A 15,195-nucleotide genomic window follows, 5' to 3' on the forward strand; every position below is an offset into this window, starting at 1 on the left:
AATTGCGAAACGGCCGATTCCCGCCCCGTCAAACGGCTGGGGGCCCGCATCGCGTGGACGCAGACCCCCAGCCGCAGACCGGCAGGCCAACAGGCAACAGGCCCGGGTCAGTTTCCCTTTTCCGCAGCGGCGCCCGCTGCCGGGAAACGGCCCCAGGCGCGGTGGGCGGCGATGAGCCCGGAAATTTCGGTGGTTACCGAGGCAGCATCGTTACCGCCAACTACCCCTGCGGCCCCCTGCGGGATGCCGGCCGCCTCCAGGACGGCCGAACCGGAGCCCCAGGCCGCAATAGCCTTGGCGTGGCGGTAAGCCTCGGACAACATCAGCGCCACGCGCGGATCCAGCCCGTCGACCGGCTCCCCGGCCTTGGCGTCCCGCCCTGCGGAAGCATCGGCCGCGGGCTGCTTGCCGCCGGCGACCAGCAGTGCGTCGAACTCGGTGGACCGTGCCGTGAGGAAGGTCCGCTGCACCGTCACCGAAAGCCCGTCGGAGGAAAGCGTGCCCCCGGCCGGTGCGATGACCAGCGGGACCATGCCCTCGCCGTCGAGCGCCTGGCGGGCCGCCTCCACCTGGGACAGGTCGCTGGAGGAATCGGCAATGATGCCTACAACGCGCCCGGCAACCGGCCACGTTCCACCCACCTGGGACACGGAAGGGCTGGGGTCGCGGTCCGGGACCTGCTCGGTGGCCTCCGGAGCGGGCATGCCCAGGCCGGCGGCCACCCCGGCGCACAGTGCGGCGTCGATGTTGGCCAGGGCCAGCAGCTGGCGTTCGCGGACGGCGCTTTCGTAGCACTTGCCGAGCTCGAACGTGTAGGCCTGGATCACGTGGTCCTGTTCCACTGCGCTGAGGCTCCGGAAGAACAGCCGGGCCTGGCTGTAGTGGTCATCGAAGGATGCCGGGTTGCGCCGTTCCTTGATGGACTCCGCCACCGCCTCGGGCACGTCAACATACGCACCCATGTCCTGCCCGGCCAGGAAGGGGCACCCGCCGTCCAACGAATTGGGCCGGTACGGCGCCACTCCGGCGTGGTCCGCCGTCTGGTGCATGCCGTCGCGGAGCATGTCGTTGACCGGAGCCTGCGGCCGGTTGATGGGGATCTGGGCGAAGTTGGGGCCGCCCAGGCGCGAGATCTGGGTGTCCAGGTAGGAGAACAGGCGGACCTGCAGCAGGGGATCGTTGGTGACGTCGATGCCCGGAATCAGGTGGCCCGGGTGGAAGGCCACCTGCTCGGTTTCCGCGAAGAAGTTGGTGGGGTTCGCGTTGAGGGTCATGAGGCCGATGGGCTGCACCGGCGCCAGTTCCTCGGGGACGAACTTGGTGGGGTCCAGGAGGTCGATGCCCTGGAACATCTGGTCTTCCGTGTCCGGGAAGGTCTGGATGCCCAGTTCCCATTCAGGGTAGGCGCCGGCCTCGATGGCGTCGGCCAGATCCCGCCGGTGGAAGTCCGGGTCCATGCCGTTGATGATTTGGGCTTCCTCCCAGACCAGTGAGTGCACGCCCTGCTTAGGCTTCCAGTGGAACTTCACCAGGGTGGTGTCACCCGCAGCGTTGATGAGGCGGAAGGTGTGGACGCCGAAGCCTTCCATGGTCCGGTACGACCGGGGGATGCCGCGGTCTGACATGTTCCACAGGGTGTGGGCCTGTGCCTCGGTGTGGAGCGACACGAAGTCCCAGAAGGTGTCGTGCGCGCTCTGGGCCTGGGGAATCTCGCGGTCCGGGTGGGGCTTGGCCGCGTGCACCACATCCGGGAACTTGATGCCGTCCTGGATGAAGAAGACGGGAATGTTGTTTCCCACGAGGTCGTAGGTGCCCTCATCCGTATAGAACTTCGTGGAGAAACCCCGGGTGTCCCGCACCGCGTCGGCCGACCCACGGGAGCCAAGCACCGTGGAGAACCTGACAAACACGGGCGTTTCGACGTCCGGGGCGAGGAATCCGGCGCGCGTTACCTTCGACGCCGTGCCGTAGGACCGGAACACCCCGTGCGCTCCTGCGCCGCGTGCGTGGACAACGCGCTCCGGGATCCGCTCGTGGTCAAAGTGGGTGATCTTCTCGCGCAGGTGATGGTCCTGCAGCAGGATGGGACCCCGCGGGCCGGCCTTCAGGGAGTGGTCCGTATCCTGCAGCCGCAGGCCCTGCGCGGTGGTCAGGTACTGGCCGGACTGGGCACGGGCGGTGGCAGGCGCACCGGTAGGGCTGCCGGTGGGGGACACGGCCTCGGGGCCGCGCTGGTCCGGCTTTGGCGGCAACGGCTCCCGCGGGCTGGTGGGCTCCTCGAGCGCCGGCGGCTCGCTGGACGGAACCCCGGGAATTGCAACGTCGTCTTCGGCTGGCATGTCTTGATCTCCCCACGTTTTGATGTTCCCAGCCTCCGCCTCAGCGAAAGCTAAGCTTGCTTAGTACCCTACAGGTGCCCACGGTCCAAAAGGCAAGGTACGACGGCGGGGGTTGCCTCCGTACCCCTCCATCTGTTGCGATGGGGGAACTGCCGCCTGCAGCGGCACACCCGACGTAAGGATGGTTATGGCCGGCAGCGCAGGGCAGGACGAGATGCAGGGCGAGATGCAGCAGGACGGCATCGAACAGGGGGAACTCGAACTCGTCGACAGGTGGTGGCGGGCAGCCAACTATCTCTCCGTGGGCCAGATCTACCTGCGGTCCAACCCGTTGCTGCGCGAACCGCTGCAGGCTGGGGACACCAAGTCCCGCCTGCTGGGCCACTGGGGCACCACGCCCGGGCTCAACTTCGTCTATGCCCACCTGAACCGCGTGATCCGCCGCGACTCACTGGAGATGCTCTTCGTCGCCGGTCCCGGCCATGGCGGGCCCGCCGTCGTCGCAAATGCCTGGCTGGAAGGCACCTACTCCGAAATCTATGCCCACGTGGGCAACGACGAGGCCGGCCTGGCGGAGCTGTTCCGGCAGTTTTCCTACCCGGGCGGCATCCCCAGCCACGCCGCACCGGAAAGCCCCGGCTCCATCAGCGAGGGCGGTGAACTGGGATACTGCCTGGCCCACGCCTACGGATCGGTGTTCGACAACCCGCAGCTGGTGACCGCCGTCGTGATCGGTGACGGCGGGGCCGAGACCGGACCGCTGGCCGCCAGCTGGCACTCGCACAACTTCCTGGACCCGGCCGCCGACGGTGCCGTGCTGCCCATCCTGCACCTGAACGGCTACAAGATCGCCAACCCCACCATCCTGGCCCGGATGCCGCAGGACCAGCTGGAGCAGCTGCTGCGCGGGTATGGCCATGAGCCGTATTTCGTGACGGTGGCGGATCCGGACAACACGGAGCAGGCGCACCGTGACTTCGCCGCGGTCCTGGACCGCTGCCTGGCCGATATCAGGGCCATCCAGGACGCCCACCGGCAGGATCCGGACGCTGAAGAGGCCGGGGAGGGCGGGCACCGCTGGCCGATGATCGTCCTGCGTTCGCCCAAGGGCTGGACCGGGCCGCGCACCGTGGACGGGCTGCAGGTGGAAGGAACGTGGCGGGCGCACCAGGTGCCGCTGTCCGAGGTCCGCACCAACGGGGAGCACCTGAAACAGCTGGAGGAATGGCTGCAGTCCTACCGGCCGGAGGAATTGTTCGACGGCGACGGCCGGCTCCGGCCCGACGTCGCCGAAGGCGCACCCACCGGGGACTTCCGCATGAGTGCCACCCCGCACGCCAACGGCGGGCTGCTCCGGCGGGCCCTCAAGCTGCCCGCCTACCAGGACCACGCCGTCGAGGTGCCCAGCCCGGGAACCGACCGGGTCAGCCCCATGATCACGCTGGGCTCCTGGATGCGGGACGTGATTGCCCAGAACATGGAAAACTTCCGGCTGTTCGGCCCGGACGAGACGGCCTCCAACCGGCTGCAGAACGTCTACGAGGTCACCGACAAGGTGTGGCAGTACCGGATTGACGACGTCGACGAGCACCTTGCCCGCTCCGGCCGGGTCCTGGAGGTACTCAGCGAGCACCTGTGCCAGGGCTGGCTGGAGGGCTACCTCCTGACCGGGCGGCACGGCGTGTTCAACTGTTACGAGGCCTTCGTGCACATTGTCGATTCCATGTTCAACCAGCACGCAAAGTGGCTGAAGGTATCCCGCAAACTGCACTGGCGCCAGCCGGTGCCGTCGCTGAACTACCTGCTGTCCTCGCACGTGTGGCAGCAGGACCACAATGGTTTCTCGCACCAGGATCCGGGCTTCATCGACCACGCCGTGAACAAGAAGGCCGAGGTCATCCGGGTATACCTGCCGCCGGATGCCAATACGCTGCTGTCCGTCATGGAGCATTGCCTGGCGTCGACGGACTATGTGAACATCGTGGTCAGCGGCAAGCAGCCCTCGCCCACCTGGCTGGGCCCGGCCGATGCCGCCAACCACTGCCACCGCGGCCTGGGCATCTGGACGTTCGCCGGCTCCGAGGTGCCCGGCGAGGAGCCCGACGTCGTACTGGCCTGCGCGGGTGACGTCCCCACCGTGGAGACCGTGGCGGCTGCGGAACTGCTCCGCAATGGCGCCCCCGGTCTCAAGGTGCGGGTGGTCAACGTGGTGGACCTGATGCGGCTGCAGGACGAAAGCGAGCATCCGCACGGCCTCCCCGCCCACGACTTCGACGGCATCTTCACCCCGGACAAGCCCGTCATCTTCGCGTACCACGGCTACCCGGCGCTGATCCACCGGCTGGCGTACCGGCGCACCAACCAGCAGGGCCTCCATGTGCACGGCTACAAGGAAGAGGGCACCACCACCACGCCGTTCGACATGGCCATGCTGAACGGCATCGACCGCTTCACCCTGGCCATCGACGCGATCGACCGCGTGCCAGGCCTGGCCGAAAAGCACTCGCTGCTCCGCCAGGACCTGCAGGACCGGCGCAGCCGGGCGCGCGAGCACACCCGAACCCACGGCGAGGACCCGGAGGAGATCCGGAACTGGAAGCTGGGCGGCTGACGCCCTAAAGCGGGAGGTCGTCCAGCGTGCAGGCGGGCAGGTGGATCCAGCCTTCGCTGCGGGCGGCTTCGGCGTGGGCACTGTCTGGCAGGAGTGTCCGACGGCGGCCCACGGCCCGGGCGGTCAGCGAGGCAATGACGGCGTCGAACAGGTCGTCCGAAGCGGTTAGCCTGTCGCGGTGCCCGGCCAGGTCCAGCCAGGGCGCCTGCTCTTCGAGGGCCGCCAGCAGGAGGCCCAGGCGCTCGGTTTCGGGGATGCCGCGGCCTTTGTAGCCGCGCCCGTTGAGGCCCCAGATCTTCAGCGATGCCGCCGGGTACACCTCGGCAAACCGCCCCGACCCGTCCCGGAGCTGCGGGCCATGCAGTGCCGCGATCTTCGCCTGGATCACCGCGCAGCGCATCGCAGGGTGGGCCAGCCTGTCGGCGGAAACGCTCAGGGGGATCAGGCCGGTTTCGCGCGTGACGAAGCGGTCCGTGTCCCGGTAGGCAAGCAGCCTCCGGCCCGCTAGGCCGTCGTGCTCCAGGACCGGCGCTGCGTTGAAGTTCAGGTGGCCGGTGAGGAACGGGATCAGCGCGTCAGGCCAGCCCACAGGGCAGTCGACGCCGGTCATGCCGCAGGTGCCGAACAGGTCCACGATCTCCTGGTCGTCAACATCCAGGGCCAGGTGGGCCAGCCGGGCCCGGTCACCGCTCCACTCGATGACCGCCACGGCAGTCTTTTTGGTCGCTGCCGCCAGATCCACGCCAAGGGTTCTCATGGGCTGCCCGTCAATGCTGTGGTCAGACGGCATTGCGTCAGACCGCGCGGTAGCGCAGGACGCCGGGGATGCTCCCGGATCCGCCAAGGTCAGTGCCCCGCGCGAAGCCGGCCCACAGTGCCCGCATCTCCCGGCCCGCGGCCTCCACATCCGCCCACTCTGCGCCGGCGATCAGGCCCACGCCCTCCCACGTCTTCCGGTTTCCCAGCAGCAGGGGCAGGTCCACGGTGTGGGCGGCGCCGAAGATGTTGCCGGGGGCATGCCACTCCAGGACGTAGCGGTGCGCCCTTCCGCCTGCCTTGGCATGCCGGCGCGCGAACCTGCGGGTTGCCCGGCCGTACACAGTTTCGGTGACTGCCCAGTCGATGGCGCGGACGGCGGCCTTGCCCACAAACGGAACCGCGGCCAGGCTCATCAGGCGGGGGCTGCGGGGGAGGAACAGGCGGGCCTCCTCGGAGGTATGGCCGATCAGCACGTCGATGGCCGGCGCGGTCCGGTTCCAGGCAGCTTCGATCCCTGACTCTTCCGGGAGCGGGTCGTGGCTGTACTGGGTGCCGAACGGCATGGCCGCCAGCATCCCGAACTTCCGGGCCACCTGCGTGACCTGTGCTTCGAGAGCCACCACGTCCATCGCGGGCGTCTGCTCGGTGACCCCGTCCGCGGCAATGCCCATGGCGTGGTTCATTTTCGCCCGGCCGCGGGTGATGCCCAGCGGGGCGCTTTGGATGATGGCGCGCTGGAAGAGGGTTGGTGCCTCGGGCGTGGCCATCAGGTGGGCGATCGCGTCGCCCCCGGCGGACTGGCCGAAGGCGGTGACCCGGCCGGGATCGCCCCCGAACGCGGCAATGTTCCGCTGCACCCACCGGAAAGCTTCGAGCTGGTCCAGGAGTCCCAGGTTGCCGGGCCGGCCTGCCGGTGTTGCCAGGAACCCGAACAGTCCGAGCCGGTACGTCACGGAAACCACGATCACCCGGTTTTCGGCCACCAGCCGTGCGGGGTCGAAGATGGCCAGGTCCCCGGAGCCGGTGGTGTAGGAGCCGCCGTGGATCCAGACCATGACGGGCAGTTTTTCGTCCGGCTGCAGATTGCCGGGCAGCGTGATGGAAAGGTTCTGGCAGTCCTCGCTGCCCGGAAGCTCGCCGTATTTGGTCCCCAGGACGTCGTCCAGGAACGGCACCGGCGCCTGGGGGCAGGCGGGTGCGGGTGAGGTGGCGGCATATTCGGCGGTCCAGTCCGGAACCGGTGCCGGTACCTGGAAACGTTCAGCGGTGGCGTAGGGAATGCCGGTGGCACGGATGACGTCGTCGTCCCGCCGCCCGCTGACGGGGCCGCACGGCGGATGGAACAGAAGCTGGGACGTCACGGCTGGCTCGGAACTCACAGCCCCCACCATGCCATAACTTCCTGAAACAACGACGGCGGGTGCCCGGCTTCGAAAAGCCAGGCACCCGCCGTCGGACTGGTGGTTCGTGGACTAGTGACCGGTGGGCACGTAGCGCTTGATGGAAGCTTCCAGTTCGGCTTCGGCGGCGGCGCGGTCGCCCCAGCCCTCGGCCTTGACCCACTTGCCCGGCTCCAGGTCCTTGTAGCGGGTGAAGAAGTGCTCGATTTCCTTGATCAGGTACTCGTTGACGTCGCTGACTTCCTGGATGTGGTCAAAGCGGGCGTCTACCGGCACGCACAGGATCTTGGCGTCTCCGCCGCCGTCGTCGGTCATGTTGAAGACGCCGATGGGGCGGGACTCGACGATGACGCCCGGGTGCAGGTCGAAGTCCTGCAGCAGCACCAGTGCGTCCAGCGGGTCGCCGTCCTCGCCGAGGGTGTTCTCGAAGTACCCGTAGTGCGTGGGGTACTGCATGGAGGTGAAGAGGACGCGGTCCAGGCGGACGCGGCCGGTCTCGTGGTCAACTTCGTACTTGACGCGTGATCCCTTGGGGATCTCGATGGTCACGTCGTGCTTCATGGGAATGCTCCTCGGCAATTGCAGGGGGTGCGCGGCACACTTGACGGGCCCACAAAAAAGCGTGTCGGTGCCGCCGACTACAATTGAGGATATAGCGAGAGGCCCTGGAATCAGGAACTTGTGGGGAAATTTCAGGACTTGAGGACCGGCACCAGCATGACCAAACCAACCGGCAGGGAACCATTGCGCGTCCGGCGTTCCCGACGCTCCGGCGGCATGGCCCAGGAGGGAAGGAAGTCCTGGCACCTGGTCCTGGCCACGCTGGTCCTGCTGGTCCTGGCCATCCCGGCGGCCCTGCTCGTGGCCCCCGGCATCGTCGGACCCGGATTCTTTGGTTCCAGCGCCCCGGCGCCGGCCCCCGCTGCGCCCGCCTGGCAACAGGCCCCCGCCACACTTTCCGCCCCGCAGGTGCTTGCACCCCTCCAGCCTTCCGCCCCGGTGCCCGCGCCGTCGGCCGTCGCGGCCCAGGTGGAACCAGTATTAACGGCCGACGGCGGCGGTACTTTCACTGGCATGGTGCAGGACGCGCTCACGGGCCAGGTCCTCTTTGACCGGGGTGGCGCGGAAGGCCGGGTGCCGGCGTCGAACCTCAAGCTGCTGACCGCCGTGGCCGCGTTGCGCACCCTGGGGCCGGAGCACCGGTTCACCACGCAGGTGGTGCAGGGCCCTGCTCCCGGTCAGGTCGTCCTGGTAGGCGGCGGCGATGTCCTCCTGGGCGCCGGGGAGTCGCGGCCAGGACAGGCCATGGGCCATGCCGGCCTGGCCACGCTTGCAGCCCTCACCGTGCAGGCCCTGCAGGCCGCCGGTACCGCGGGTGACATCAAGGTGCTGGTGGACGACTCCCTTTTCACCGGCCCTGCACTGAATCCCAACTGGCAGTCCGGCGATGTGGAAGCCGGCGAAATCGCTCCGCTGTACCCGCTGGCCCTCAACTCGGCACGTTTTGATCCCGCCGTCACCACCGGTCCCCGCCCCCAGGATGCGGCCATGGCTGCGGCGGAGGCGTTCGCGGCCCAGCTCCGTACGGCAGGTGCCGGGGCGGGACTGACGGTAGCGGCCGGCGTCGACCGTTCACCCGGTGCGGCCAAGGCCGGCGCTGCAGCCCTGGCCAGTGTTGCCTCGGCCCCCGTGGCGGAGCAGGTGGACCTGATGCTGCAGGTCTCGGACAACTACCTGGCTGAAACCATGGGCCGCATGGCGGCGGTAGCCACGGGACGGCCCGGAAGCAATGACGGCGCCACGGCCGCAGTCACTGCCGAGCTTGCGGCCGCCGGCGTCACCCCCGACGCCGTGAAGCTGGTGGATGTGTGCGGCCTGGCCATGGGCAACCAGGTCACTGCCCGCCAGTTCACGGACGTGGTGCGGGCCATGACCACCGGCGCTGATACCAGGCTTCGCGCCGCGCTGGACGGATTCCCGGTTGGCGGATTGTCGGGCACGTTGGACACCCGTTACGGGGATGCCACCACCTCCGGCGGCGCCGGGCTGGTCCGTGCCAAGACCGGGACCCTGAATACCGTGCTGGCGCTGAGCGGCTATGTTGTTGACTCCGACGGTCGGCTCCTGGTGTTCTCCTTCATCGGCAACGGCCTGACGCCCGGAGCTGCCGGCAACAAGGTGGCGCTGGACCGGGCAGCTACCGCGCTGGCGGGCTGCGGCTGCCGCTAACGCGGGCTTGCGGTGGTCCCCAGCAGCGCGGCCATGACGACGGCGGCCAGCACCGACCTCCAGCCCGTGCGCGGGCCGATGGTCAGGGGAGCGATGGGACGGTAGGGGATCATGGTGTCCTCCTTCGATGGTTATGACCGGCCCTGTCCCGCATGTACGGCCCTGTCCCGCATGAACGGTGCGGGGCAGCAACGGTTGTGCGGGTTCGGGCCGCTCCTGGACAGGAAGGTTGCCCTGCGGTTTCCAGCCTGCCCGGCGGGTCTGGGACAGCGCTTTCGCCCTCCTGTGCAGCGGCTGTGGAAGTTTCGCCGGTCAGCGAACTTAAGGACGATCCCCGGCCTGCTGTGTTCTGATGGGAACCATGGAGTCCACTGCGCGCGAGTCCGCATCGACGTTGTCCCCAACAGCCCAGTCCGACCAGGCGCAAGCCCTGATCAACTGGGACCTCGCTGCCTCTGCCGCGGCGAGGCTGGCTCCGGCCGGGCCCGTGCTCGACGGAAAAGCCATCGGGGAGGCGGTGGACAGCCTGCGCCGGCTGGCGTACGCATCCGTGCCGCACGTCCACGAAATCACCGGGCTGGAAGCGGCCCGCGACCTGCGCGACTCCTCCGTGCTGGTGGTGGACCGGGCGTCCTGGGCCAAGGCCAACACCCAAAGCTTCGCGGTGATGCTCAAGCCCGCCATGCAGAAGATGCTGGACACCCGGCGCGGAAACCTCAGCCCCGCGGCCGCCCAGGTCAGCGGCGCCATTACCGGCAGCCAGTTGGGGGCCGTCCTTGCCTTCCTGTCCAGCAAGGTCCTGGGCCAGTACGATCCCTTTGCGGCCCTGGCGGAGAACTCCACGGCCCCTGCTGCCGGCCGGCTCCTGCTGGTGGCGCCGAACATCGTCTCGGTGGAGCGCGAACTCAACGTCACGCCGGAGGATTTCCGGCTCTGGGTGTGCCTGCACGAGCAGACGCACCGGGTGCAGTTCGCGGCAGCGCCGTGGCTGCGCCACCACATGCTGGAGCAAATCGACGAACTCAGCGGGCACCTCCTGGGCAACGTCGATTCCCTGATGGAGCGTGCCTCGGCCGCCGCGCGTTCGCTGAAGGACCGCTCTGCCAGCGGAAACACGCCGGGCCGCGGCGCCATCCTGGACCTGCTGCAGGACCCCGAGGAAAAGGCCGCCATCTCGCACCTCACCGCCGTGATGAGCCTGCTCGAGGGGCACGCGAACGTGGTGATGGATGCCGTGGACGCGAGCATCGTGCCTTCCGTGAAGACCATCCGGCAGCGTTTCAACGACCGCGGCAAGGACCGCGGCGTGATCGAGAAGTTCATCCGCAGCCTCCTGGGCCTGGACGCCAAAATGCGCCAGTACTCCGACGGCGCCCGCTTTGTCCGCGCGGTGGTGGACGTGGCCGGCATGGAGGGCTTCAACAAGGTGTGGGACTCGGTGGACCACCTTCCCACCGAGCCCGAGATCCACGACGCCAAGCTGTGGCTCGACCGGATGGGCCTCTAGTTGCCTTCAGAGGTACCGGTGGGCGCCCCGGCGGCTGAAGGACAGGGTGCGCGGAGCGGCCGACGCCGGCCCGGCAGGTTGGCGCCCGTCGTTGGCACTGCGCGCAAACTGCTGCAGAACGCCCTGGCCGGGGCCGGCTACCCACGCCACGTCCTCGTAGCCTGCAGCGGCGGGCCGGACTCCCTGGCGCTCGCCGCCGTCGCCGCGTATTTTGGCCGCCGCGGACACGTGGACGGCCACCCGCTGACCCTTGGCGCCGTGGTGGTGGACCACCAGCTGCAGGAGGGATCGGGCGATATTGCCGCCCGCACGGTGGAAGCACTGCAGGATTTGGGCCTGCATCCGGTGGAAATCCGTACCGTTACGGTGGCCGGTGCCGGCATGGGCCCCGAAGCCGCCGCCCGTGAAGCCCGGCATGCCGCGCTTGAGGCCGCAGCCGCAGACCAGGGCGCGGAGGCAATCCTGCTGGGGCACACCCTGGACGACCAGGCCGAACAAGTACTGCTGGGCCTGGCCCGCGGCTCCGGCACGCGGTCCCTCGCAGGGATGCGGCCGGCACGTCCTGGAACCGGAAATGCCGTCCTCCTGCGCCCCTTCCTGGAACTCCGGCGAGCGGACACCGAGGAAATCTGTGCCGTGGAGGAATTGGATCCCTGGCACGATCCCACCAACTCCGATCCCGCCTTCGCGCGGTCACGGACCAGGGTGGAAGTCCTCCCGCACCTTGAGGAAAAACTCGGTCCCGGCGTCGCCGAATCCCTGGCCCGGACAGCCGCCATCCTGCAGCTGGACGCCGACTACCTGGAGGATGTGGCGGGGAGCACCTACGCGTCCCTGGTGGAACGGGACGGCAGCGGACTGGGCCTGCCGGAGGAGGCGCTGCGGGCGCTGGCACCGGCCATCAGGTTCCGTGTGATTGCCAAGGCAGCGGCCGACGCCGGCGGGCAGCAGCCCAGCTACCGGCGCCTTTTGGCGGCAGAAGGGCTGCTCCGGCGGCAGGGCTCGGCCGGACCGGTGGAGCTTCCCGGCGGCGTGAGTGTGTACCGGTTGTCACTGGCGCAGCTGGAGGAATCGAAGGACGCGGCCGCTCCCGGGGCTCCGGGCGGCGCCGCTTCCGTTCCCCGCGAACCCGCGCGCTGTGGGAAGCTAGTATTCCGGCCTCAAAAACCGCCCGCAAAATAGTCGCACCCCGCATCTAAACAGGAGCCATTGGTGGATTCAAACGACGTCCAGGCAGATCTCAAGCACGTTCTCTACACCAAGGAACAGATCCAGCAGCGGATCACCGAACTCGCCGCGCAGATCGACAAAGACTACGAAGGACGCGAAATCCTCATTGTTGGCGTCCTCAAGGGCGCCGTCATGGTCATGGCTGACCTGGCCCGGGCACTGCACAGCCACATCTCCATGGACTGGATGGCCGTTTCCTCCTACGGCTCGGGTACGCAGTCCTCCGGCGTGGTGCGGATCCTCAAGGACCTGGACACCGACCTGATGGGCAAGGATGTGCTGATCGTCGAGGACATCATCGATTCCGGCCTCACGCTGTCCTGGCTCAAGACCAACCTGGAATCCCGTGGCACCGCGTCGGTGGAAATCTGCACCGCGTTCCGCAAGCCCACCGCCGCGAAGGTGGAGATCGACGTCAAGTACGTGGGCTACGACATCCCCAACGAGTTCGTGGTGGGCTATGGCCTGGACTACGCGGAAAAGTACCGCAACCTGGACTTCGTGGGCACCCTGGCGCCGCACGTCTACGAGTAACCCCTTCCGCGCGAACATGGCGGTTCACGGCAATGTTGCCGCCCGGGACTGCCATGAAATGCCATCCCGCAGTGGCCTTGGTGAGGTCCGGGAAGCGTGAGCAGCAGCAGCGTGGGCATCCGGGACGTGGCGCGGGACTCCGGCGTCCCGGCCACCAGGGTCCCGCACGCCCTCAATGACGTGCCTTTCGTCCTGTCAGTCCCGAAACCTGCGGGAAAGTACGGACGACGGCGGTCGGCTGGGGTACGGCCCCAACCGCCTGGCGCGCGCCCTCTTTTGCTGCAGTGACCGCTCACGCGTGCATCCGTGGGGCCCGCCCCGCACCGGGATATCGCAGCTTTGACGCGGCATTCTGCGGACTGCCGCACCATCTACGCCCACAGGGAACTTTTGCTTTTCGCTATGCGTGATTTACTCCGGACGGTGTATAGCTAGAAGCTGACGCAGCACCATCACGCGCGCAGACTACTCGCCGTGAAGCACTACCGGAAGGGACGGGGCCAGCCCCCGAACAGATGAAAGCTAAGAACTTCTTCAAAGGCCCGGGCATCTGGATCGTCGTTGTGGTCGGTCTGCTCCTTGTGGCTTTTGCAACGCTCGCCCCCGGCGGTGCGGCCCGGATCGACACGGACAAGGGCCTGGAACTGCTCTCCAGCAACAAGGTGGAGCAGGCCAAGATCTTCGACGGCGAGAACCGCGTTGACCTCACGCTGAAGGACAACCTGCAGGTGGACGGGCAGGACAAAGGCAAGAGCGTCCAGTTCTTCTTCGTCGATGCCCGTGCGCAGGACGTGGTGAAGGCTGTCACCGATGCCAAGCCCGCACAGGGCTTCACCGACCAGCCGATCGAAAGCAACTGGTTCTCCGGCCTGCTGTCCCTCCTGATCCCCGTCATCCTGCTGGGCGCCCTCTTCTGGTTCCTGATGACCCGCATGCAGGGCGGCGGCTCCAAGATCATGCAGTTCGGCAAGTCCAAGGCCAAGATGGTCAGCAAGGACATGCCGCAGGTCACCTTCGCTGACGTTGCAGGTGCTGATGAGGCCGTGGAGGAACTCCAGGAGATCAAGGAATTCCTGCAGGAACCGGCCAAGTTCCAGGCCGTGGGAGCCAAGATCCCCAAGGGTGTCCTGCTCTACGGCCCCCCGGGCACCGGTAAGACCCTGCTGGCACGCGCAGTTGCGGGCGAGGCAGGGGTTCCCTTCTTCTCCATCTCGGGCTCCGACTTCGTGGAAATGTTCGTCGGCGTCGGCGCCTCCCGCGTCCGCGACCTCTTCGAACAGGCCAAGGCCAACTCGCCGGCAATCATCTTCGTGGATGAGATCGACGCCGTCGGCCGCCATCGCGGCGCCGGCATCGGCGGCGGCAACGACGAACGCGAGCAGACCCTCAACCAGTTGCTCGTGGAGATGGACGGCTTCGACGTAAAGACCAACGTGATCCTCATCGCCGCCACCAACCGGCCCGACGTCCTGGACCCGGCCCTGCTGCGCCCCGGCCGCTTCGACCGCCAGGTGTCCGTGGAAGCGCCGGACCTGATCGGCCGCGACCAGATCCTGCAGGTGCACGCCAAGGGCAAGCCGATGGCTCCCGGGGTGGACCTGAAGGGTGTGGCGAAGAAGACGCCCGGGTACACCGGCGCCGACCTCGCCAACGTCCTTAACGAGGCCGCTCTGCTCACCGCGCGTTCCAACGCCAACCTGATTGACGACCGCGCCCTGGATGAGGCCATTGACCGCGTCATGGCCGGCCCGCAGAAGCGCAGCCGCGTCATGAAGGAACACGAGCGCAAGATCACCGCCTACCACGAAGGCGGCCACGCCCTGGTGGCGGCGGCCCTTCGGAACTCCGCTCCGGTCACCAAGATCACCATCCTTCCCCGCGGCCGCGCCCTTGGCTACACCATGGTGGTCCCGGAAAACGACAAGTACTCCGTGACCCGCAACGAACTCCTGGACCAGATGGCCTACGCCATGGGCGGCCGTGTTGCTGAGGAGATCGTGTTCCACGATCCCTCCACCGGTGCCTCCAACGACATCGAGAAAGCCACCGGAACCGCACGCAAGATGGTCACCGAGTACGGCATGAGCGAACGCGTCGGTGCTGTCCGCCTGGGCCAGGGCGGCGGCGAACCCTTCCTGGGCCGCGACGCAGGGCACGAGCGGAACTACTCTGACCAGATTGCCTATGTGGTGGACGAGGAAGTGCGCCGCCTGATCGAGCAGGCACATGACGAGGCCTACGAAATCCTCACCGAGAACCGGGACATCCTGGACTACCTCGCCTTGGAGCTGCTGGAGCGGGAGACCCTCAACCAGGCCGAGATTGCCGACATCTTCCGTGACGTCCGCAAGCGGGACTTCCGCGAGGTGTGGCTGTCCAAGGAAACCCGTCCCGTCCAGCTGACCGGACCGGTGGAGAGCCGCCAGGAGCGGGCTGAACGGGAAGCGCAGGAGGAAGCGAAGAAGGCGCGCCTTGACGAGCCGCTGGACGCCCAGCCCCCGCACCCGCAGGGCGTTTCGGAGGATGCTCCGTTTCACGGAGGCACCCCCGACTCGGGGCCTGACACCCTTCGCGGCTAAGCTTTCC

At 67.8% G+C, this 15,195-nt stretch carries 10 protein-coding genes; 6 read left to right on the forward strand and 4 right to left on the reverse strand.

The window, feature by feature from the left end; genetic code table 11:
• Positions 1–107 precede the first annotated feature (107 nt).
• Positions 108–2,339, reverse strand: a complete 2,232-nt coding sequence (locus ACWRN3_RS08545; protein ID WP_476740368.1) for a catalase — start codon at positions 2,337–2,339, stop codon at positions 108–110.
• 187 nt (positions 2,340–2,526) lie between these two features.
• Here ACWRN3_RS08545 and ACWRN3_RS08550 point away from each other — a divergent pair, with 187 nt between their 5' ends.
• Positions 2,527–4,950, forward strand: coding sequence for a phosphoketolase family protein (locus ACWRN3_RS08550; protein WP_476740369.1), 2,424 nt, complete (start codon positions 2,527–2,529; stop codon positions 4,948–4,950).
• Positions 4,951–4,954: 4 nt separating this feature from the next.
• Here ACWRN3_RS08550 and ACWRN3_RS08555 read toward each other — a convergent pair whose 3' ends face one another.
• The 3 genes from ACWRN3_RS08555 to ACWRN3_RS08565 all read right to left on the reverse strand — a co-directional run bounded on the left by ACWRN3_RS08555 (position 4,955) and on the right by ACWRN3_RS08565 (position 7,670).
• On the reverse strand, positions 4,955–5,707 hold the full coding sequence (locus ACWRN3_RS08555; RefSeq protein ID WP_255174032.1) for a DUF429 domain-containing protein: 753 nt from the start codon (positions 5,705–5,707) through the stop codon (positions 4,955–4,957).
• A gap of 37 nt (positions 5,708–5,744) precedes the next feature.
• The gene (locus tag ACWRN3_RS08560; protein WP_476740370.1) at positions 5,745–7,088 is read right to left on the reverse strand and encodes a carboxylesterase family protein; all 1,344 of its coding nucleotides are present in this window, start codon (positions 7,086–7,088) and stop codon (positions 5,745–5,747) included.
• A gap of 93 nt (positions 7,089–7,181) precedes the next feature.
• Positions 7,182–7,670 carry an inorganic diphosphatase gene (locus ACWRN3_RS08565; RefSeq protein WP_043450105.1) on the reverse strand — a complete coding sequence of 163 codons (489 nt, stop codon included), beginning with the start codon at positions 7,668–7,670 and terminating at the stop codon, positions 7,182–7,184.
• Between the two features lie 156 nt (positions 7,671–7,826).
• Between ACWRN3_RS08565 and dacB the strand changes: the two genes are divergently transcribed.
• From dacB to ftsH, 5 genes are all read left to right on the forward strand, one after another.
• A complete protein-coding gene (gene dacB, locus ACWRN3_RS08570; protein WP_476740371.1) occupies positions 7,827–9,338 on the forward strand; it encodes a D-alanyl-D-alanine carboxypeptidase/D-alanyl-D-alanine endopeptidase in 1,512 nt (503 codons plus the stop codon).
• A 361-nt stretch (positions 9,339–9,699) separates the two neighbouring features.
• Positions 9,700–10,845 (forward strand): zinc-dependent metalloprotease, encoded by a 1,146-nt coding sequence (locus tag ACWRN3_RS08575; RefSeq protein WP_476740372.1) that lies wholly within the window; start codon positions 9,700–9,702, stop codon positions 10,843–10,845.
• A 108-nt stretch (positions 10,846–10,953) separates the two neighbouring features.
• The gene (tilS, locus tag ACWRN3_RS08580) at positions 10,954–12,027 is read left to right on the forward strand and encodes a tRNA lysidine(34) synthetase TilS (protein WP_476740472.1); all 1,074 of its coding nucleotides are present in this window, start codon (positions 10,954–10,956) and stop codon (positions 12,025–12,027) included.
• Between the two features lie 30 nt (positions 12,028–12,057).
• The gene (gene hpt, locus ACWRN3_RS08585) at positions 12,058–12,609 is read left to right on the forward strand and encodes a hypoxanthine phosphoribosyltransferase (protein WP_041651844.1); all 552 of its coding nucleotides are present in this window, start codon (positions 12,058–12,060) and stop codon (positions 12,607–12,609) included.
• Between the two features lie 515 nt (positions 12,610–13,124).
• Complete coding sequence (ftsH, locus tag ACWRN3_RS08590; protein WP_159634414.1) at positions 13,125–15,188, forward strand: ATP-dependent zinc metalloprotease FtsH; 2,064 nt, start codon at positions 13,125–13,127, stop codon at positions 15,186–15,188.
• Positions 15,189–15,195: the final 7 nt, after the last annotated feature.

This window comes from Pseudarthrobacter sp. rb (assembly GCF_056389225.1).